The organism is Prevotellamassilia timonensis, assembly GCF_900106785.1.
GTDB classification, from domain to species: domain Bacteria; phylum Bacteroidota; class Bacteroidia; order Bacteroidales; family Bacteroidaceae; genus Alloprevotella; species Alloprevotella timonensis.
The window spans coordinates 445,494-467,198 of record NZ_LT629845.1 but is presented as its reverse complement, the minus strand read 5'-3'; the positions used below and the strand labels follow the sequence as shown (position 1 = coordinate 467,198).

Below are 21,705 nucleotides of genomic sequence, written 5' to 3'. Positions count from 1 at the left end.
CGGGTACACCCAACTTTTTTAGAGGCGCCCGCACGTATTTTAAGCATTCCGCTCCCGTTTACTATAATGTTTTGCGTAACTTTGCACCAAACTCGAAGTACACAAAATGAGAATAGGATTTGACAACGAAAAGTATCAGCGCATTCAGTCTGAACACATCAAAGAACGTATTTCGCAATTTGACGGCAAGCTCTATCTGGAACTTGGCGGCAAATTGTTTGACGACCATCACGCCAGCCGCGTACTGCCAGGATTTATGCCCGACAGCAAACTGCGCATGTTTCAAAAAATCAGCGACAGCATTGAAATAGTTATTGTTATCAGTGCCGCCGACATTGAGAAGAACAAGAAACGTGCCGACCTTGGCATCACCTACGACGAGGACGTACTCCGACTCAGAGGCGAATTCCAAAACCGCGGGTTCATGGTTGGCTCTGTAGTCATCACCCACTACAACGGACAACCGGCTGCCACACAATTCAAGCAGCGACTTGAACGTGACGGCATCAAAACCTACTGCCATTACCTGATCGAAGGCTACCCACACGATGTCAAGCTCATTGCTTCAGACGAGGGCTTTGGCAAAAATGACTATGTTGAAACCGAGCGTCCGCTGGTTATTGTCACGGCCCCCGGACCCGGCAGTGGCAAAATGGCTGTTTGCCTCAGCCAATTATATAATGAGAATAAACGCGGCATTAGAGCCGGATATGCCAAATTTGAGACCTTCCCCGTATGGAACCTGCCACTCAAGCACCCGGTCAACATTGCCTACGAAGCCGCCACTGCCGACCTCAACGACGTCAACATGATTGACCCGTTCCACCTGGAGGCTTACAACAAAATAGCCATCAACTACAACCGCGACATTGAGATATACCCTGTGCTCAATGCGCTGTTTGAGGGCATCTATGGTGCCAATCCCTACAAATCGCCCACCGACATGGGTGTTAACATGGTGGGATTTTGCATCAGCGATGATGAGGCTTGCTGCGAAGCATCAAAGGACGAAATTATACGCCGTTATTACGCCGCCACCAACAAGATGGCCCGCGGTGCTTGCAACGAAGCCGAAATCAGCAAAATACAAATCCTCTTTAATCAAGCCGGCATCACTACCGACTACCGTCGCACAACTACGGCAGCTAAAGAGCGCTTGAAGGAAACTGGCCACACTTCGTCGGCCATAGAACTCGAAGATGGCACCATCATTACGGGCAGTTCGAGCGAATTACTTGGTTGCAGTGCTGCCTTGCTACTCAATGTCATGAAGCACCTTGCAGGCATTGACCACCAACTCAAACTCATTCCGCAGTCAATGATCGAGCCCATACAGCACACCAAGATACAATACCTTGGCGGACACAACCCCCGCTTACACACCGATGAGGTGCTTGTGGCGCTCTCGGTTTTGTCTGAAAACGATGATAACTGCCGCAAGGCGCTCGAACAGTTGCCCAAATTGCGCGGCTGCCAGGTACACTGCACCGTCATGCTGAGTGAAGTGGACCAAAAAATCTTCAAAAAGCTGGGTGTCAACTTGACCTGCGAACCTGTGCTGAAAAAGTAACTTATTGAAGTTTCTGATTTAGCAAGTGCGGGCTGAAGGCCCAATGTTCTCCATAGCCCAGGGCAAGCGAAGCGGCACCTTGGGTTGATATGAATGCAAAAGTTACGCCCTGTAAGGGCAGAAGTAACAGAGCTTTTTACTTTTGCCCTTACAGGGCGCGACTGCTTCAATACGCGATACCCAGGGTGCCGCTTCGCTTGCCCTGGGCTATGAAGAACATTGGGCCTTCAGCCCGCCCTTGTCAAATCCGAAACTTGAGTAACTTGTTCAAAAGCCACATAAGCCCCAAGCTCAACAAAAGCCCTTAGCCATAAGTACAGCTATTAACGCTTGCTTACGACTAAGGGCTTAAATTATTTATGGATGATGCAACTTACCTCACCACGATTTTACAACTTTCAGTCATTCGTTTGCCATTGTCAACCTTCACCACATACAAACCAGCTGGCAAGTTAGAAGTGTTCAATCTGTAAGATGTCTGACCATTAGCTACTGGCGTTTGCATTACAGTTTGTCCATTACCATTCACCACACTCAGCAGTTTGGCATTTTCTATTCCTCTAAAATCCACGACAACCATTTCATTCTTGCGAGCGAACTCTGGCGTTGCTTTTAATCCAGTGCGTTCAGTACGTACGGCCTTAATTGAGGCAGCGTCACCAGGAGTTATCGCATAGAATATACTTACGTACTCGGTCTCACCATCGCTCCCAGTTTTCTCCACTTCTGCAACAATATAATTCTTATTCTCGAAATGAACAAAACTGAGGTGCCTATCATATCGATTAAGAATATATCCTTCATCAAACATTACAGTAGCAACCACATTTCCATTATCTTGCATTATCTTGAACCCTGGACAAGCATAGTCATACCATGTCACTATTTGGTCGACCTCTCCATCACCATCAAGATCTGTTTCAACTGTTCTTTCAACTGATTGTTGGCATATAGGAACGACATACTCATATGCTTTGTCAGCATTAAAAAGGTTTTGTGTAATATAGAAATTGTTGCATTCATAATGTGACACCATGTCATCGTAGCGCAAATATAATGCACTCACATCAAAGCTTCGCACATCACTTTTCTCTGGTGCCTCTTTCCAAGCACCCGTAAGAGAGGGCCCATAATATTTCAATGTGCCAGAATATTTGCCGCATTGCTGCCTATCACCACTCAAAGTCAAAGAATCCACTAAGGAGTATGTGATTTTGCCTATGTAATAGTGACCTGTCAACTTACCGTTATAATCCCTACTTACTTCCAACGAATCTTTATTTACACTTATGTCAAAAGACACAGAGGTAGCGGTTCTTGAAGTTTCCGTTATTACGGCCTCTTTACCAAATAGTCTTCGCGGCTCGTAGTATTCGTTTAATTCGGTCATATCACGACGTATCTGATCTGCTGTCATGTTCTCTATTGCAGTTGGATAGCCTGCAAGATCCACCACCTTGTCAAATTGAGGCATGTTTTTCCACAAAAGTTCGCGATATTTAGTCACTGAATACGTTTCCACATTAGGCAGAACCAAATCGAATTCCTTTTCAACGTCAAGATTTTCGTCATAGATCTTTACTCTTTTCTCGCCAGTATCTAAGTAATTATACATACGACCCTTTCCATCACAAGTGAACATTACTGGCGCAGGGTCCCCTATACCAACCAATTCTGACTTTGGTTTAAGAATTTGTGCCTGTGAAGCCAAGGCTACAGAAAGTGCTGAAACAACAAGTAATGTCTTTTTCATCTTTATTTCCCTGATACGTGTCGGGCGCAACCTTTAATTATAAAATATTGATTAAACTATCGTTGTGACAAAAGTAACTATATTATTTTACCCCCCCCCCGTGAATTATACAATATTTAACTATGAATGCGAGCCTATTGACACTACAACGGGATATTATCACAACACATGAAACATTTTATCCACTTAAATGCAAATTAGTAACCATCAATAGTCCTCAACATAAATTACAAAAGAATCTTTTCTTATTACAAATTAGTCATCTACTCCAAAAGGCACATCAATTACACTCTGGATTTAGCATCTTACTAAGTCCAGAGTGTTTTCATTTTTGCATACATAAAGGATTTATCTAACCGCCTTGCTTCGTATAGTGTGTGCAAGTTCATGTTTTACCAACAGTAAATTAAAATATCGATTTTTGTCTACACTCTACACTTTCGTACATAAATAGTTGATTATCATTGCATTATGATGTGTATACAAAGATGCATTCCATCTACACTCCGTCTGCACTATGCCTGCACGATTATCTGCAAATTAACAACACGACAACAAGAGGCAAGAGAAGAAAAACGGAAGGAAGAAAAAACAATAACGGGAGGTAGCACAAACAGTCGGACGAACTGTCGGTACTACCTCCCGTTATCATTTGCTGCGCCTCACACTGCCATAGTGCATGCAAGCCCATGACGTGCAGCGGTTGTTGTACATGGCGTGCATATAAACACTGCCACACCATCTTTGCGTGCAGACAAATACAACTGCGTGCAGACAAGAGTGTAGATAAGAATCGAAGTTGTCTACACGCCGTAGCGCATTGATTTTCAGCACGTTTACCACGTTTAGTGCAGAGTGCAGACAAAATGGCAATAAAATGCCGGACGCGCGCGCGAGGCTATTTGATGAAAGCAAAATCTACACCCAGCGGACGCATGGAAGTGCCATACTTTTGGCGGAGTTTTTCAAACAAGGCCATGGTATCTTTGGCAAACCCCTGGCCTTTCCATGTGCTGGTGTTGGTTATCAGCACCCAACACTGGTTGGTGTCGGGGTAGCGCACCACCAGTGCACTTGACCCCGAGAGCGTACCTGTGCGCGTCCAAGGCTTTCCCGTTGGGGTGAAATTCCAACCTATTGAGAAGCGGTGTTCACCCATATCCTTGGTCATTGTCTGCACCGACTGCGCTGTAAGTATGTCAGGATAATGCGCATCGCCGTCAATGGCCGAAATGAAATGACATAATTCGGCTGCCGAAGCGCACCAGGCACCAGCACCTGCCGAACCCGTAATGTCGTTCTCGCCATAGCACTTAACCACCATGCGGCCGCTGTTGTTAAACTCTTGAATGGGTTCGGCCTCCTTGTGCATGTAATATTTTACCTCGCCAGGGTGGCGGTCTTTATAGTAATTGCCAGCTATTTTGAAGCCAAAGCAACCTGCCGGCTGCAGCACCTCGCGCTGTATGAACTGTTCGTAGGTTGTGCCCGAACGTTTCTCGATAATCATCGACAGCAACAAATAACCTATATTGCAATACTTCTGCATGTCGCCCCCGGGCTGATAGCCCAAATGACGCTTGAGCACAATTTGCAGCAACGCATGATGGTCGGGCGGTGCGCTCAAGTGGTTCTGCATCATAATATAACGGGTTGAAAACACGGGATCGCCAGCATATCGCGTAAAGCCGGCTTTGTGGCGCAACAAGTCGTCAACTGTGATGTCGAAATAGCGTTTATCGGTTATGGCATTGGTGTAAGCTGTATCATTTAATATGCCTTGAGGGCCAAAAACATGGTCGGTCAGCTTTAACTTGCCCTTTTCTCGCAGTTTCATAATGCCTGTGGCTGTAATCAGCTTCGACACAGAAGCTATACGCAGAATATTAGACGGACGCATGGGGTCGTTCTTTTCCTTCTCTGCCCAACCATATCCCTTGGCATAAACCAGAGAGTCGTTGCGCGACACAGCCAACTGTGCGCCATTCACCTCCCAACGCTTAAGATATTTGGCAATGAGACTGTCCATCTCGGCCGCACCCTCGAAATTCGATTTTTCATTAGTTAGCGAGTCGTTCAGATGCGGCATGCGGCTTTCGGGCAAGGATTTGCCTTCATTTTCACTGCCCCCACGGCAGCGGCTTATGCAGAGCAAAGCGACTATGGCTACGACTACTGCTACAAAGATTTTGAAACTACGCTTGAATTTGCGCTTTTTCTTTTTCATTATTATAATGTGGTTATTTTTTTGTTTGTCCTTTATTCCTGCCTGTTACGGCTATGCTTAAAATTGCCGACAATGCCAGCAACATTGGGTAATAAAGATTGGGGATAATCTGCATCGGGCTTACAAGAGCCAGACCACTGGCCATGAGCAACTGGGCACCATATGGTATAATGCCTTGTACCACGCATGAGAATATATCGAGCAAGCTTGCCGCGCGACGTTTGTCCACGCCATAGCGCACACTGATGTCTTTAGTTATTGCCCCAACCGACAATATGGCCACAGTATTGTTGGCTGTGCAGCAGTTGGTAAGGGCAACCAATGAAGCTATACAACACTCTGCCGCACGACGCGAGTGCACACGGCGGGTCAGCACACGCACGAGATAGGTAACTCCCCCACCCTTACGCACAACTGCCAATAGGCCTCCAGCCATCATGGAGATGAGAATTAAGTCGCCCATGCCCGTTATGCCATGCGCCATGGAGAGCAACCAACCCGAAAGCGTGTAAGCCCCCTCGGCTATGCCAACCACACCCGTTAAAAGCGTGCCAACACAGAGCACCATCATAACGTTCATGCCGCACAACGCCGCTACAAGCACCACGGCATAAGGCAGCACTCGCCAAAGATGCAAGATGCCTTGAGCATTGGCTGATACCACGCCTTGCTCAAAACCCATAAAGGCGTAAATTCCAAAACACAGAATGGCAGCCGGCAGCACAATGCGGAAATTGGTGCGAAACTTGTCGCGCATGGTACAATTCTGGGTACGGGTGGCAGCCACAGTTGTGTCGGATATGAATGAAAGATTATCGCCGAAGAAGGAGCCGCCCACCACTATAGCCACCATGAAGGGTAATGACACCCCTGTGCGTGCCGACATTTCAGCCGCCATTGGCACAAGTGCCACGATGGTGCCTACCGACGTGCCTATACAAAGCGACACCACACACGATGCCAGGAACAACCCGGCAAGCAAAATGTTTCCGGGCAAGCACCTCATAGTCAGGTCGACCGTTGCCGTTACCGCGCCCATTTCCTTGGCCGATGCAGCAAAAGCACCTGCAAGCACAAATATCCATACCATCAATAAGAGGTCGCTGCTGCCGGCACCATGCGAAAAGGCGCGCACACGCTCATCAATGCTGTAACCACGCAATGTGAGCAATGAGGCTATACCTGTAAACAGAAACACGATGGTCATCGGCACACTCGAAAAGTCGTTCATCAATATGCCCATCACTGCCATAAGCAGCGCAAGCAACACAAGCGGCATGAGCGCAAGCCAACCACGGCGACGAGGACGCAGCCGGCGGTCTTCACGTTGTTTAGTAGTCATTTATTTAGATTTTGAGTGCAAAGTTAGAAAAATATGCTTACCTTTGCTATGACGTTAGCGGAATTAAGCATTAACGGGCTAACATATTAACAGGCTGACAAGTAGGCACGCCTTGCTCTTTTCGACCTGCGAATGTGTGATACAGACGGGGACACGGCCAGAAGGACACTGCAACTCGTCGTTCATTTGTTCGTCAACAAATTCGGCCAACGCACCGCTATAACAATCAACTTGATATCATTCAGGCAGGGAGGCTTTAACCTAACCCGTAGTGACAGCATATCATATTTGCCCTGTAACGCACACCAAGCCATTCTGCCCATCAAACTTTAATTCTATCATGCTTAAGCAAATCATTAATGGCCGCATTCTCACCCCACAGGGTTGGCTCAAGGGCGGTTCTGTAATTGTTGAAGGTAACAAGATCAAAGCCGTTAGCAACAACGACTTGCACGTTGAGGGTGCCGAAATCATTGATGCGAAGGGTTGCACTATTGTGCCTGGTGGCATCGAAATGCACGTCCACGGCGGTGGTGGACGCGACTTTATGGAGGGTACCGAAGAGGCTTTCCGCGTAGCCATCAACGCCCATGCCAAGCACGGCACGACCTCGATATTCCCCACACTGTCATCGTCAACCGTGCCTATGATTGAGGCTGCCTGCCAAACTTGTGACAAATTGATGGCTGAAGAGAATAGCCCCGTGCTCGGTCTGCACCTCGAGGGTCCGTACTTCAACCCTAAACAAGCTGGTGCGCAAATTCCCGAGTGGATCAAGGCTCCCGTGGCTGAAGAGTATGAACCGCTGCTTGAGAAATATAAGTGTCTGAAGCGTTGGGACGAGGCGCCCGAACTCCCCGGCTCGGTTGAGTTTATCACCGCCTGCCGCAAACATGGCGTTTTACCTGCCATTGCCCACACGCGCGCCACTTACGAGGACGTGGTGGCCGGCCACGATGCTGGTATGACTCATGCCACACACTTCTACAATGCCATGCCGGTGGTTTACAAGAACCGTGAATTTAAGGTGCCTGGCACAGTAGAAAGTATTTTTGCACTTGAGGACATGACTGTCGAAATGATTGCCGATGGCATTCACGTGCCTCCCGTCATGTTGCGCATGATTTACCAAATCAAGGGCGTTGAAAAGACAGCACTCATTACCGACTCTTTGGCATGCGCTGCAACTGAAGGCGATGCAGCCTTCGACCCCCGCGTCATATTGGAGGACGGCGTGTGCAAATTGGCAGACCGTTCGGCTCTGGCAGGCTCTATCGCCACAATGGACCGTCTTATCCGCACCTGCGTGCAGATGGCTAACATTCCATTGGAGGACGCTTGCCGTATGGCCAGCGAAACTCCGGCCAAAATCATGGGCGTGTTCGACCGCAAGGGTTCGCTCGAAGCTGGCAAGGACGCCGACCTCATGATGTTTGACGAGAACCTCAAACTGACATACGTGATGCAAATGGGCAACGTTGTAACCAATGAACTCTAAGCCTCAACGCTAACCTCCATTGTGCTGATGTGCACACGCGTTTTCTTAACACCCTTGAAAGCGCGTGTGCATATTAGCTTTTACTCCCCCCTATTTCTCAAACACAATGATTCCATTACTCGACATTCAGCACCTGACTAAACGCTTTGGTGCGCTCGAACTCTTTAACGACATAAGTTTCTCGGTTGCCGACGGCCAGAAAGTCGGACTCATAGCACATAACGGAGCCGGGAAAAGTACTTTGCTGAACATTTTGGCCGGAAAGGAGGATTATGACGGGGGAACTATCGTGACAAGACGCGATGCCAACATTGCCATTTTGGAACAAGCGCCAGTGTTTGAGCCTGGTACAACTGTGATTGACGCCTGCTTCCAGCGTGCTGGAGAATTGTCAACCCTTATCAGCCAATACGAACAATGCCTTGCCACACCCGGCAATCCGGGGTTGAGCGAACTGATAGACGAAATGGAACGACGCGAGGCATGGGACTTTGAGTTGAAGGCCAAGCAAATTCTGTCGAAACTCGACATTAACAATTTCACGCAGCCGGTAGAAGAGTTGTCTGGTGGGCAACTCAAACGCGTGGCTCTGGCTAATGTACTACTGGCTGACCCCGATTTGCTGGTGCTTGACGAGCCAACAAACCACCTTGACCTTTCAATGATTGAATGGTTGGAGGGTTACTTGCAACGCACTACCAAAGCGCTGCTCATGGTGACACACGACCGTTACTTCCTTGACAATGTGTGCCAGCGCATACTGGAACTTGACGATGAGACCATTTACACCTACGATGGCAACTATGAGTATTATCTCGAAAAACGCGAGCAACGCATCACGGCACAGAATGCTAACATAGCACGCGCCAACAACCTGTATCGCAAAGAGCTTGACTGGATGCGCCGCATGCCCTGTGCCAGAGGCACTAAAGCACGCTACCGCAAAGAGGCTTTTGTTGAATTGGAACAGCGTGCCAAGCAACGGCGTGAGGAAAGGGCTGCACGACTTGAGGTAAAGAGCGGATACATTGGCAGCAAAATATTTGAAGCTGAATATGTGAGCAAAGCTTTCGATGTGCCTGGTGCCGACGGCCAAAAACAGCAGAAGATTATTCTTGACCACTTTTACTACAACTTCGCACGGTTCGAAAAGATGGGCATTGTGGGTGGCAATGGTACCGGCAAGAGCACATTCATCAAACTATTGCTTGGACTTGAACAACCCGATGAAGGCCGTTTTGTTGTGGGTGAGACTGTACGATTTGGCTACTTCTCACAAGACGGCATGGACTTTAACGAGCAAGACAAGGTTATTGACGCGGTACGCAAACATGCCGAATACATTGACTTGGGAAATGGACGACACCTGACAGCCATGCAGTTTCTGACACATTTTCTCTTTCCACCAGCCCGTCAGCAAGATTACATTTACAAATTGTCGGGAGGTGAGCGCCGACGCCTGCAACTATGCACTGTGCTGATGAAGAACCCCAACTTCTTGGTGCTTGACGAACCGACCAATGACCTTGATATTGCCACGCTGCAAATTCTTGAGGAATATCTTCAGGACTTCAAGGGGTGTGTGATAGTAGTCAGTCACGACCGCTACTTCATGGACAAGGTTGTCGACCATCTGTTAGTGTTTAACGGTGAGGGCAAGATTGACGATTTTCCTGGTAATTATTCAGAATACCGCGAATGGAAATCGCTGCGTGAACATGAAGAGCAAGAGGAGAGAGAAGCCGCAAAGAAGCAGCAAGCCACCAACACTAATGCAAAAGCAAACACTTGGGGCGGCGAAAAGAAACGCAAACTGTCTTTCAAGGAAAAGCAAGAACTCAAGCAGCTTGAAACGGACATTGAAAAACTCGAAGCCGAAAAGAAGGAAATCGAAACAAGTCTTTGCTCTGGCACACTGTCCGTTGACGAACTTACAGAAAAAAGCAAACGTCTGCCTTTGCTCGAAGAAGAACTTGACGAAAAATCGATGCGATGGCTCGAACTTAGCGAAATAGAACAATGAAACCATTAGCTGAACGTCTGCGCCCTACAACGCTCAACGATTACATAGGCCAAAAACATCTGGTAGGGCCAGGTGCCGTACTGCGTCAGATGATTGACTCCGGACATATTTCTTCATTCATTTTATGGGGGCCACCGGGAGTTGGCAAGACAACTTTGGCCAAAATCATTGCGCAACATCTCGACACGCCTTTCTACACGCTATCAGCAGTAAATAGCGGGGTGAAAGAGGTGCGCGAGGTGATAGACCGTGCCACAAACGGACGTTTCTTCAGCGAGCAAAGCCCTATTTTGTTTATTGACGAAATTCACCGCTTTTCAAAGTCGCAACAAGATTCGCTCTTGGCCGCTGTTGAAACTGGTGCCATTACGCTGATTGGCGCCACCACCGAAAATCCTTCATTTGAGGTCATACGTCCGCTCTTGTCGCGCTGCCAAGTGTATGTGCTAAAGAGTTTGGACAAGGCTGACCTCGAAGTGCTGCTACATCGCGCCCTGACCAAGGACTTGGTGCTGAAAGAACGACATATCGAGGTGAAAGAGACTGAAGCTCTGTTCAGATACAGCGGTGGTGATGCCCGTAAACTATTAGGCATACTCGATTTGGTGACATCTGCCTCTGATGCCGACCCACTCGTTATTGACAATGCTACAATCACCGAACGTCTGCAACAAAACCCATTGGCCTACGACAAGGAAGGGGAAATGCACTATGACATCATTTCGGCCTTCATAAAAAGTATTCGAGGCAGTGACCCCGATGCGGCACTATATTGGTTGGCACGCATGATTGAGGGCGGCGAGGATCCCAAATTCATAGCACGGCGCTTGGTCATTTCGGCCTCTGAGGATATCGGACTTGCCAATCCCAACGCGCTGCTGCTGGCCAATGCAGCATTTGATGCTGTAGCTAAAATTGGCTGGCCTGAAGGGCGCATTCCGTTGGCCGAAGCTACGGTTTATCTGGCCACCAGCGCCAAAAGCAACTCGGCGTACATGGGCATTAACAACGCCCTGCAGTTGGTAAAACGCACAGGCAATCTGCCCGTGCCGCTGCACTTGCGCAATGCGCCCACCAAACTTATGGCGGAACTTGGCTATCACGACGGCTACTTATACCCTCACGATTACCCGGGAAACTTTACGCCACAACAATATCTGCCCAATGAGGTCAAGGACGAAGTGCTTTGGAAACCATGCAATAATCAGGCAGAAGACCGCAGCCGTGACCGCATGAATACATTATGGAAAGGCAAGCAAAGATAAAGAATGGGGCTGACATCTGATGCAAGATGTCAGCCCTATTATGTGAGGCAAGTTCCTGGCAAGCCATATGAGCGCCCCACTAATACAGATGGAATATACGCTCCATAAGTTGCCATTTTTCTGAAGAGGTGGCACCGTCTTTCGTCTTTTGATATTTCCCTGTCAGTGCCTCCCATTCTTCTTGCTTTGGCAGTTTGGCCAGTTTTGCCATCGACTCGTCCCAATTAAAATCCTCTGGCGTTTCAACAATCATAAACAGGCGGTTTTCCAACAGGTAAATCTCCATTTCGAGAATGCCTACCTCTTTGATACCACTGAGGATTTCTCTCCAGACGTGACCTTCTTCATGCAATTTCTTGTATGCGGCAATGAGTTCTGGCTCGTTTTTCAAATCAAGTGTTTGGCAGAAACGTTTGGTCTTAATACCATACTGCTTCTGCACATATCCATTTTGTTTCATTGTTTTAAGATATGCCCTACTGCATTCTCTCGTGAGAATATGCGAACAGGTGTTATTATACATCAGTTTATAAAGGTTGCTAAGTACGGAAAATCGTGCGACAAAGCCAAATCTTTTAAGTCGTACAAAGTTCTCACTTATTCAGTTCTGAGGCAAACATTTGCACCATAAAATGAACAGAACCAACGCTTCTGCATTAAAAGTAAGGCATTTAGCGTACATTTCTCAATGATTTACCCTATCTTTGCATAGGTTTCGGTTTAACAAAACAACAAAGCGAGTTTAGTACGGCGTTCTTGCCGCACCCATCACAAATATGTTACGCAAAATCTTCACACTACTGATGTTTGCAGCCATAGCCACCACTATGGCGCTTGCAGAGAAGTGGACCATCGAGACATTGCCCATGGTTCACTTGCAAAACGCGCAACATTATGTGTGCAACCCCGACGGTGTGCTATCGCCAACAGCTGTTGCCGCCACAGACAGCATGCTGCAAGCGTTGGAACGCGACAAAGGCATTCAAACTGTAGTGGTGGTGGTTAAACAGCTTAAGGGCGATGACCCTTATCAATTTGGTATGGATTTGAGCCGCAAATATGGCATCGGCTCAAAAGAACAACGCTCTGGCTTGATAGTCATTTTAGCAACAGAGGACAGAAGCTACCAAATACTTACCGGCAACGGGCTCGAAGGTGCACTGCCTGACGCCATTTGCAGGCGAATTCAAAATCAGGTAATGGTGCCAGCACTAAAAGCTGGCGATTGGAACAGTGCCATTGTCAACACAATCAAGCGCATTGACAGCTATGTGCGCAAAGACAATTCCCTGACAGCTGAGAATGGAAACGACGATGACAGTTCGGCCGCAGTTGCAGGTTTCATTATCGCATTGCTGTTCATTATTGCCATCTCATACATATTTGCCCACCGCACACCAAGATGCCCTAAATGCAAGACACGCATGCGCAAAGTCAGCAGTCAGAGGGTGCGCGCCAGTGCTATTAGCGATTGGAAGATACGTACCATTTGGCAATGTCCCAAGTGCGGGAATAAAACAACACACTATACCGACACAAACGACACACACAACGGCAATGCCATTCCACCCATATGGTTTGGCGGTGGCAGCGGTGGGGGTTCATTCGGTGGAGGAAGTATCGGAGGCTCTTTTGGCGGCGGCACCTTTGGCGGCGGCGGAAGCGGCGGCCGGTTTTGACAAAAAAATACAACGAACAGACATTTTTCAAACTAACAACAAACGGATATGAAGAAAGGAACAATAACCCTGCTCGTGATTGGCGTGCTAATTCTTATTATGGTAGGCGGCACACTGACCACCTACAATGGTCTGATTGCCAAAGACGAGGCTGTGGCCACTGCATGGGGCAACATTCAATCACAATATCAGCGCCGTGCCGACCTCATACCTAATTTGGTAAGTACCGTTAAGGGATATGCCAAACACGAAAGCGAGACACTCGAGAATGTAATGGCTGCACGAGCCAAAGCTACACAAGTAACTATAAATTCAGACAACCTTACCCCCGAAAAGCTCAAACAATATCAAGCCGCACAAGGCGAATTGTCACAAGCTCTCGGCCGCTTGATGGCGGTGTCTGAAAATTATCCCAACCTCAAGGCCAACGAGAACTTTTCAGAACTTCAAGCACAACTCGAGGGGACTGAAAATCGTATCAACGAAAGTCGTCAAATTTACAACTCGGCCGTTCAAACCTATAATGTGAGCGTGCGCCGTTTCCCTGCCAATATCGTGGCAGGAATGTTTGGCTTTGACAAAAAGAATCAGTTTGAGGCTGAGGCCGGAGCAGAAAAAGCACCCAAGGTAGAATTTTAATACACAACTCTAAACATACATACTCATCAGTTCACATGGACAGCAAACAACGATACATGATGCGCGGCGTATCCGCCATGAAAGAAGACGTGCATAACGCCATCAAAAACATTGACAAGGGCATATTCCCTCAAGCCTTTTGCAAAATCATTCCCGACATATTGGGTGGTGACCCCGAATATTGCAATATCATGCATGCTGATGGTGCCGGCACCAAATCAAGCCTTGCATACATGTACTGGAAAGAGACGGGCGACCTCTCTGTATGGAAAGGCATTGCGCAAGATGCCCTTATTATGAACACAGACGACCTCCTTTGCGTTGGAGCCGTTGACAACATTCTTGTAAGCTCTACCATTGGCCGCAACAAAATGCTCATACCGGGCGAAGTGATCTCTGCCATCATCAACGGCACAGACGAGTTGTTGCAGCAGATGCGCGACATGGGGGTAGGCATCTATGCCACTGGCGGAGAAACTGCCGATGTGGGCGACCTTGTGCGCACAATCATCGTCGACTCTACTGTCACTTGCCGCATGAAACGCAGCGACGTTATCAACAATGCCAACATTCGTCCGGGCGATGTTATTGTCGGCCTCTCGTCAAGTGGTCAAGCTACCTACGAGAAGGAGTACAATGGTGGAATGGGGTCTAACGGACTCACCTCAGCCCGTCACGATGTGTTTGCCAAATACTTGGCAGAAAAATATCCCGAGAGCTACGACCATGCCGTACCCGAAGAATTGGTATATAGCGGCGGACTTAAACTTACCGACAAGGTGGAAGGCTCACCCATCAATGCCGGCAAGCTTGTACTTTCCCCCACCCGTACATACGCACCCGTCGTGAAGAAACTGCTCGACGAACTGCGTCCCGAAATCCATGGTATGGTACACTGCACAGGCGGTGCACAAACCAAGGTTCTGCACTTTGTGGGCGAAAATTGCCGCGTCATCAAGGACAATATGTTCCCCGTGCCACCTCTCTTCAAGACCATTGCAGAGCAAAGCGGCACCGACTGGGCAGAAATGTACAAAGTGTTCAATATGGGACACCGACTCGAAGTCTACGTACGTCCCGAAAATGCCGAAAAAGTTATTGCCATCAGCAAGAGCTTCAACATCGATGCACAAGTTGTAGGCCATATCGAAGAAGGCCCGCGCTCACTCACCATCAAGAGCGAGTTTGGCGAGTTCAACTACTAAGACACAACACAGCCCGAAGTTCAAGAAGCCAGCAACCATGATTGCCCCCACACAACAGTAGCAATCAAGTTGCCGGCTTTCTGAACTTCTTTCTTTATAGACACCTACTGATTGTATAACATATTTTGAACACCTACTTAAATGAATACGTTATTAGATAAATTGAACGGACTTGAAGCACGCTTTGAGGAAGTCAGCACACTTATTACAGACCCCAACGTCATTGGCGATCAAAAGCGCTATGTGCGACTGACCAAAGAATACAAAGAGCTTGAAGACCTCATGGCAGCCCGCAAGGAGTACGCCAATTTACTATCGAACCTTGAGGAGAGCAAGGACATGCTGCTCAACGAGACTGATGCCGAAATGAAGGATATGGCACGCGAGGAAGTTGCCGAATGCGAGAAACGCATACCCGAACTCGAAGAGCGCATCAAACTCATGCTCGTACCTAAAGACCCCGAAGACGCCAAAAATGCCATTCTCGAAATACGTGGCGGCACGGGTGGCGACGAGGCCGCACTTTTTGCCGGTGACTTGTTCCGCATGTACAGCAAATACTGCGAGCGTAAGGGCTGGAAACTTGAAGTGTCAAGTGCCAGCGAGGGAGCCGCAGGCGGTTTTAAGGAAATTGTCTGCTCCATTACGGGCACCGACGTGTATGGCACCATGAAGTATGAAAGTGGCGTACACCGCGTACAGCGCGTGCCTGCCACCGAAACACAAGGACGTGTTCACACCTCGGCAGCAACCGTTGCCGTATTACCCGAAGCCGAAGCATTTGATGTGGTCATCAACGAAGGCGAAATTAGATGGGACACATTCCGCTCAAGCGGTGCCGGTGGTCAGAATGTCAACAAGGTAGAATCGGGTGTTCGTTTGCGGTACAACTGGAAAAACCCCAACACTGGCGAAGTAGAGGAAATCTTAATAGAGTGCACCGAAACCCGTGACCAACCTAAGAACAAAGAGCGCGCACTTGCACGTCTGCGCACTTTCATCTACGACAAAGAGCACCAAAAGTACGTTGACGACATAGCCAACCGCCGCAAAACGCTCGTTTCGACTGGCGACCGTTCGGCCAAAATCCGTACATACAATTATCCGCAGGGCCGCATCACCGACCACCGCATAAACTATACCATATACAATCTGCAAGCGTTTATGGACGGCGACATACAGGACTGCATCGACCACCTCATCGTAGCCGAAAACGCCGAACGATTGAAGGAAGCTGAAATGTAATATTGTCATGACACGCCTTTTGTTCATATTGTTTTTCACGCTGCCTCTGCTCACAGCCTGCCACAACAAAACGAGTCAGGCCTCGGGCGACAATGGCGCCTTTGCCAAGGCCAAAAGCCACAGCGACGGCGTAAACATCGACCGCATATCACAGTCCGGCGAACTCATTATTGGCACCATCAGCGGCCCCGACACATACTTCGACTACCAGGGCCGCGGCATGGGTCTGCAATATGCACTGGCCGAAGATTTTGCTAACACATTGGGAGTTGGTGTACGTGTTGAACTTGCCACAGACAGCACCGAATTGGCCAAAATGCTCAAAAAGGGAGATGTTGACGTCATAGCCTATCAGCTTTCCCCCAGTTTCTGCCAAAAACAAGGCATAGCCACTGCGGGAGCTAAAAACGCAAAGACGGGAGCAAGTTGGGCCATACTACCCGATGCTAAAGACCTGGCCGAAGCGCTCAACGATTGGTATGGCGATGGTGTAGAAGTGAAAGCACAAAAAACGGAAAGAACGTGGTTGCACAACCGCACCATCGTACACCGCAAGGTACGTGCCCCATTCATTTCACGCGAGAAAGGTATTATATCCACCTACGACGCCTATTTCAAGGCAGCTGCGCGCTATACAGGCTGGGACTGGCGACTCATTGCAGCACAATGTTATCAAGAGTCGGGCTTCGACCCCAATGCCACATCATGGGCTGGCGCCTGTGGCTTGATGCAAATTATGCCCGCCACTGCCGGACAATATGGCTTGCCTTCAACCCGGCTTTTCTCGCCCGAAGACAATATAACCACAGCAGCACGCCACATCAGACACCTGCAACAACAATTTGCCAACATTGCCGATGCCGAGGAACGTGCCAAATTTGTGCTTGCTGCCTACAACGGCGGGCTTGGCCACATACGCGATGCCCAATCACTCGCCCGGAAACATGGCGGAAACGCCTACAACTGGAGCGACGTGAGCTACTACGTGCGCAATTTGAGTAATGCCCAATACTACCGCGACCCCGTTGTTAAATATGGCTACATGATTGGCAACGAAACCTACAACTATGTAATCAGCATCATGGAGCGATGGCGGCAATACGGAGGCAATGTCCACAGCTTGTCAAGCGGCAGGTTGCCCGACGACACACCATTGACTGCCAACAGCAACGAGCGTGTTACGCCACACAAGCGCAACCGCTTCAGCAAAGCGCACAAAATACTGTCTGCCGATGAAATGGAGCAACTTAATCAATAAATTCGCAGCCCCAATCTCCACACACACATAAAGAGAAGGGACGCCTATATGTATAAGTAGACATGCGTTGGCAGAATTAGTGAACAAGTTGACAAGTTAACCTATAATTCCAAAGTTACCGTACAAGGGCTTGACTTACCCAAAAGTCAGACTGTTGTACGGTATTTTTCATTTTACCCCGACCCAACGTTAGCACAAGCTATCCTCCATCTACTTGTAACAAAAGCGCACAATGTATTTTGCATTTTAATACTTTTCAGCGCAAAGTAATAGCAAAATATAAACTCTACAAGAAGAATATCAACAAAAGAAGCATTTTACCCATATATTTCTGCGCAAAAAGTCATTCTGTTACGAATATTGTTGTTATATTTGCAACGTGATAACAAAACAAGTCTTCCACAAGACATTTGGCACATCACAAACATACATTCAAAACACAATAACAGACAGACTACAATGTGCGGCATCGTATCAATATTCAACATTAAAGAGCAAACTCCCGAGTTGCGCAAGAAAGCTCTTGCCATGAGTAAGAAAATCCGTCACAGAGGCCCCGATTGGAGCGGCATCTATTGTGGCAAGAGTGCCATATTGTGTCACGAGCGACTTTCGATTGTCGACCCCCAAAGCGGCAAGCAACCCTTATTTGCACCCGACAACAAACAGGTGTTGGCTGTAAACGGCGAAATTTACAACCATCAAGACATACGCAAGCAATATGCCGGCAAATACCAATTTCAAACTGGCTCCGACTGCGAAGTTATACTTGCCCTTTATCGCGACAAAGGCATAAACTTTCTTGAAGACCTCAATGGCATCTATGCCTTTGCATTATACGACGAAGCCAACGACGACTTTCTTATAGCCCGCGACCCCATTGGCGTCATACCCTTGTATATTGGACACGACAAGGACGGCACCATTTATTGTGCTTCCGAGCTCAAAGCACTGGAAGGGTTCTGCGATGAATATGAACCATTCTTGCCCGGACACTACTATCGTGGTTCTGAGGGGAAAATGGTAAGATGGTACAAACGCGATTGGGAAAGCTACGACAACGTAAAGAACAATGGCGCATCTGTCAACGATGTGCACAACGCACTCGAGGCAGCCGTCAAGCGCCAGCTAATGAGCGATGTGCCTTACGGAGTTCTTCTGTCGGGCGGTCTTGACAGTTCTGTCATATCAGCCATTGCCAAAAAATACGCAGCACACCGTATCGAGACCAACAGCACACAAGCAGCCTGGTGGCCTCAGCTCCACTCATTTGCAGTGGGATTGAAGGGAGCACCCGACCTGGCAAAAGCCAAGGAGGTGGCTGACTTTATCGGTACAGTGCACCACGAAATAAACTACACAATACAGGAGGGACTTGACGCCGTGCGTGACGTCATCTATTTCATCGAAACATACGATGTCACCACCGTGCGTGCCTCCACCCCAATGTACTTGTTGGCACGTGTCATCAAGTCTATGGGTATCAAAATGGTACTTTCGGGCGAAGGAGCCGACGAGGTGTTTGGTGGATACCTCTATTTTCACAAAGCGCCCAATGCACGTGCTTTTCACGAAGAAACCGTGCGCAAATTGTCAAAACTCCACCTTTACGATTGTCTGCGAGCCAACAAGAGCCTTTCGGCTTGGGGTGTTGAAGGCCGCGTCCCCTTCCTCGACAAGGATTTCCTCGATGTGGCCATGCGTCTGAACCCCGAAGCCAAGATGTGTCCTGGCAAGACTATAGAAAAGAAAATTGTGCGCGAAGCCTTTGCCGACATGCTGCCTGAAGATGTGGCATGGCGCCAAAAAGAGCAATTCTCCGATGGCGTAGGTTATTCATGGATTGACACCTTGAAAGCCGTCACCGCACAAGCCGTAACTGACGAACAAATGGCACACGCAGCCGAGCGTTTCCCCATCAACACCCCAATGAACAAGGAGGAATATTACTACCGTTCAATCTTTGAAGAATATTTCCCCAGCGAAAGCGCAGCACGCAGTGTGCCCAGTGTACCCAGTGTAGCATGCTCTACAGCCGAAGCACTTGCCTGGGACGAGTCATTCAAAAACATGAACGACCCCAGTGGACGTGCCGTTGCCGGTGTGCATGAAGAAGCTTACGCCAATAAGTAGGTATTCAAAAATCACCCTGCAGCACCATGCCATTTACCTGGCACCCCTATTACGAGACTTGACTAAACTATATAATGTTATTTTGGTTGATCTGTCCGCCGCACACACCAACGGGTGAACGTGCGGCGGATTTTTTATAACAAGCTGGCATTTCAGCCTTTTAATGTCAAAATAATTGGTAGCCACATTCGCTTCAACTGCCAACCAGCCAATATGTTAGATGCTGCGTATTCAAAAGCGGACATTACCTATTGGCACCTCCCTTTCTCCAAATTCAATCATTGCGTTAAAAAGACTCACCTTCACAGCATTTCGCAAATCATTCAATGTGATATCTGCTTCTTGAATAATACCTTTATCCAGGAGTGCTGCTCTTTTTGTACCAAGCAATAAAGGGCGTTTGGGAGTTATCCAATGATTACCGTCATATATGGCAAGGTTAGTAAATGAAGTATCAGTCAAAAGCCCATGTTTAACGATGATGATTTCATCGCAGTTCCCCTTCTGTGCCACCAAAGCATTAAGACTGCTGCGATCTGCACTTTAATAGTCATACGTTATCGCATCGTTTTCAACCACTTGCAAGGATTTTATTTCGCGCATGGCGTATGCAGCATAAGTTATGTCCTTTACACCCTGCTCTCCATACACCACCCTCGCCTTATAAAAATCCATATCTGCCGTTGGCGCCACGAGTTTCTCCAGCGAAGGCATAGGAGTCGCATTGCATAGCGATGGAAAGAAATGCCGAAGAGTTCTTTCCAACCTTTCCTGATGATATGCTATAGCCTGTGCCTCTCCTTCCTTAATCTTTATAGTTTCTACAAATTGCTGTGCCATATTTCATTGTGTAATTATTCAAACGGAAGATACACCTTTTGCAACACTTCCTCAAATTCTTTTCTGCAATCACTCTTTGAGGTAATGCCACCTCCGGCCTTGAAGAATATGCCCTCCCCGTCCTTTTCCATAAAACGTATCATTACGGCCGAATTGAGCATTTCGTTGTCATATATACCCATAATGCCCGTATAAAAACCGCGGTCGTATCCTTCAGCCTCATGAATTATCTGCACCGTTTTATCCTTTGGCGCACCCGTAATCGAACCTGCCGGCAACATGGCAGCCAAAATATCACCTATACGCTTATGATAGTCTGATGGCAACTTGCCGCTAATTTCAGAGCTGGTCTGCAGTATGTGACCCTTGTTAGTATGCAGTACATCTATATAACGGTATCTGTCCACCCTTACTCGCTCTGCCACACGGCTTAAGTCATTTCTAATCAAATCAACGATGGTCGCATGTTCCGCAGCCTCTTTCTCGTCGTTCATCAGCGCTTCTTCTGCATTTGGCAGGGAAGCGTCGAGTGTCCCCTTCATAGGATAAGAATATATCTTTCCATTCTTTATGCGGACAAAAGACTCCGGAGAAAAACACACAAACTGCTTGCCGTTATCTGTTCTCACGAGAATCTTGTACTTGCCTTTTGCCCTTAAAAAAATATCATCAAATGAAAGGTCGCAATCCACAGCCACCTTACAGGTAAGGTTAGTAAGGAAACTGTTACCACACAGAATGTTGCTCTTAACAGTCTCAAAACTTTTTGTGTACTCTCCAAAGTCCGGTTCATGCACCTTCCACATCTGCTGTTTTGCTGACGCGGAGCGCAATTGCCGTTTCACATTGGTGATGCCCTCAAAGTCATAAAGGCATTCTTCTGGAGAGATTTCCGAAAGTTTCCGTATATATGCTTCCGTGCCATCATAATTGATGACGAAAAGAAACGGTTCCTTTTCATCAGCCAAATGATTGAGACGGTCTATAATATTCTGGTTCATGGGGTTTTACTTATAAGTTGCAAAATT

Annotated in this window: 17 protein-coding genes; 10 read left to right on the top strand and 7 right to left on the bottom strand. The window is 47.9% G+C overall.

The window, feature by feature from the left end:
- Nucleotides 1–106: 106 nt before the first annotated feature.
- On the top strand, nt 107–1,570 hold the full coding sequence (locus tag BQ5453_RS10555) for a DUF1846 domain-containing protein (protein ID WP_071123183.1): 1,464 nt from the start codon (nt 107–109) through the stop codon (nt 1,568–1,570).
- 373 nt (nt 1,571–1,943) lie between these two features.
- Here BQ5453_RS10555 and BQ5453_RS10550 read toward each other — a convergent pair whose 3' ends face one another.
- The 3 genes from BQ5453_RS10550 to BQ5453_RS10540 all read right to left on the bottom strand — a co-directional run bounded on the left by BQ5453_RS10550 (nt 1,944) and on the right by BQ5453_RS10540 (nt 6,892).
- Nucleotides 1,944–3,323, bottom strand: a complete 1,380-nt coding sequence (locus BQ5453_RS10550) for a T9SS type A sorting domain-containing protein (protein WP_071123182.1) — start codon at nt 3,321–3,323, stop codon at nt 1,944–1,946.
- An 898-nt stretch (nt 3,324–4,221) separates the two neighbouring features.
- A complete protein-coding gene (locus BQ5453_RS10545; RefSeq protein ID WP_235860076.1) occupies nt 4,222–5,550 on the bottom strand; it encodes a serine hydrolase domain-containing protein in 1,329 nt (442 codons plus the stop codon).
- A gap of 13 nt (nt 5,551–5,563) precedes the next feature.
- Nucleotides 5,564–6,892: a Na+/H+ antiporter NhaC family protein gene (locus tag BQ5453_RS10540; RefSeq protein WP_071123181.1), complete on the bottom strand. Its 1,329-nt coding sequence runs from the start codon at nt 6,890–6,892 to the stop codon at nt 5,564–5,566.
- Between the two features lie 340 nt (nt 6,893–7,232).
- On the opposite strand from BQ5453_RS10540, the gene nagA reads away from it, so the two are divergent.
- The 3 genes from nagA to BQ5453_RS10525 all read left to right on the top strand — a co-directional run bounded on the left by nagA (nt 7,233) and on the right by BQ5453_RS10525 (nt 11,678).
- Complete coding sequence (gene nagA, locus BQ5453_RS10535) at nt 7,233–8,390, top strand: N-acetylglucosamine-6-phosphate deacetylase (protein WP_022102215.1); 1,158 nt, start codon at nt 7,233–7,235, stop codon at nt 8,388–8,390.
- A 106-nt stretch (nt 8,391–8,496) separates the two neighbouring features.
- Entirely contained in the window at nt 8,497–10,413 is a 1,917-nt protein-coding gene (abc-f, locus tag BQ5453_RS10530) for a ribosomal protection-like ABC-F family protein (protein ID WP_071123180.1), read from the top strand.
- Nucleotides 10,410–11,678 (top strand): replication-associated recombination protein A, encoded by a 1,269-nt coding sequence (locus BQ5453_RS10525; RefSeq protein WP_071123179.1) that lies wholly within the window; start codon nt 10,410–10,412, stop codon nt 11,676–11,678. Before abc-f ends, BQ5453_RS10525 begins: the two co-directional genes overlap by 4 nt.
- Before the next feature lie 79 nt (nt 11,679–11,757).
- Here the strand turns inward: BQ5453_RS10525 and BQ5453_RS10520 are convergent, their stop codons facing one another.
- Nucleotides 11,758–12,138, bottom strand: a complete 381-nt coding sequence (locus BQ5453_RS10520; RefSeq protein WP_071123178.1) for an L-rhamnose mutarotase — start codon at nt 12,136–12,138, stop codon at nt 11,758–11,760.
- A 316-nt stretch (nt 12,139–12,454) separates the two neighbouring features.
- On the opposite strand from BQ5453_RS10520, the gene BQ5453_RS10515 reads away from it, so the two are divergent.
- The 6 genes from BQ5453_RS10515 to asnB all read left to right on the top strand — a co-directional run bounded on the left by BQ5453_RS10515 (nt 12,455) and on the right by asnB (nt 19,837).
- The gene (locus BQ5453_RS10515; RefSeq protein WP_071123177.1) at nt 12,455–13,357 is read left to right on the top strand and encodes a TPM domain-containing protein; all 903 of its coding nucleotides are present in this window, start codon (nt 12,455–12,457) and stop codon (nt 13,355–13,357) included.
- 48 nt (nt 13,358–13,405) lie between these two features.
- Nucleotides 13,406–13,996, top strand: a complete 591-nt coding sequence (locus BQ5453_RS10510) for a LemA family protein (RefSeq protein WP_022102220.1) — start codon at nt 13,406–13,408, stop codon at nt 13,994–13,996.
- A gap of 35 nt (nt 13,997–14,031) precedes the next feature.
- Complete coding sequence (locus tag BQ5453_RS10505) at nt 14,032–15,201, top strand: AIR synthase-related protein (RefSeq protein ID WP_071123176.1); 1,170 nt, start codon at nt 14,032–14,034, stop codon at nt 15,199–15,201.
- Nucleotides 15,202–15,342: 141 nt separating this feature from the next.
- A complete protein-coding gene (gene prfA / locus BQ5453_RS10500; RefSeq protein WP_071123175.1) occupies nt 15,343–16,446 on the top strand; it encodes a peptide chain release factor 1 in 1,104 nt (367 codons plus the stop codon).
- Nucleotides 16,447–16,453: 7 nt separating this feature from the next.
- Nucleotides 16,454–17,704 (top strand): MltF family protein, encoded by a 1,251-nt coding sequence (locus tag BQ5453_RS10495; RefSeq protein ID WP_071123174.1) that lies wholly within the window; start codon nt 16,454–16,456, stop codon nt 17,702–17,704.
- Nucleotides 17,705–18,163: 459 nt separating this feature from the next.
- Nucleotides 18,164–19,837, top strand: coding sequence for an asparagine synthase B (gene asnB, locus BQ5453_RS10490; protein WP_071123173.1), 1,674 nt, complete (start codon nt 18,164–18,166; stop codon nt 19,835–19,837).
- A gap of 231 nt (nt 19,838–20,068) precedes the next feature.
- Here asnB and BQ5453_RS14610 read toward each other — a convergent pair whose 3' ends face one another.
- From BQ5453_RS14610 to BQ5453_RS10480, 3 genes are read right to left on the bottom strand one after another with little or no spacing between them, the layout of a single operon-like run.
- Nucleotides 20,069–20,350 (bottom strand): aminotransferase class IV, encoded by a 282-nt coding sequence (locus tag BQ5453_RS14610; protein ID WP_235860110.1) that lies wholly within the window; start codon nt 20,348–20,350, stop codon nt 20,069–20,071.
- Nucleotides 20,351–20,380: 30 nt separating this feature from the next.
- Nucleotides 20,381–20,677 carry an aminotransferase class IV gene (locus tag BQ5453_RS14605; RefSeq protein WP_235860075.1) on the bottom strand — a complete coding sequence of 99 codons (297 nt, stop codon included), beginning with the start codon at nt 20,675–20,677 and terminating at the stop codon, nt 20,381–20,383.
- Nucleotides 20,678–20,691: 14 nt separating this feature from the next.
- Nucleotides 20,692–21,678, bottom strand: coding sequence for an aminodeoxychorismate synthase component I (locus BQ5453_RS10480; protein ID WP_071123172.1), 987 nt, complete (start codon nt 21,676–21,678; stop codon nt 20,692–20,694).
- Between the last annotated feature and the right edge of the window lie 27 nt (nt 21,679–21,705).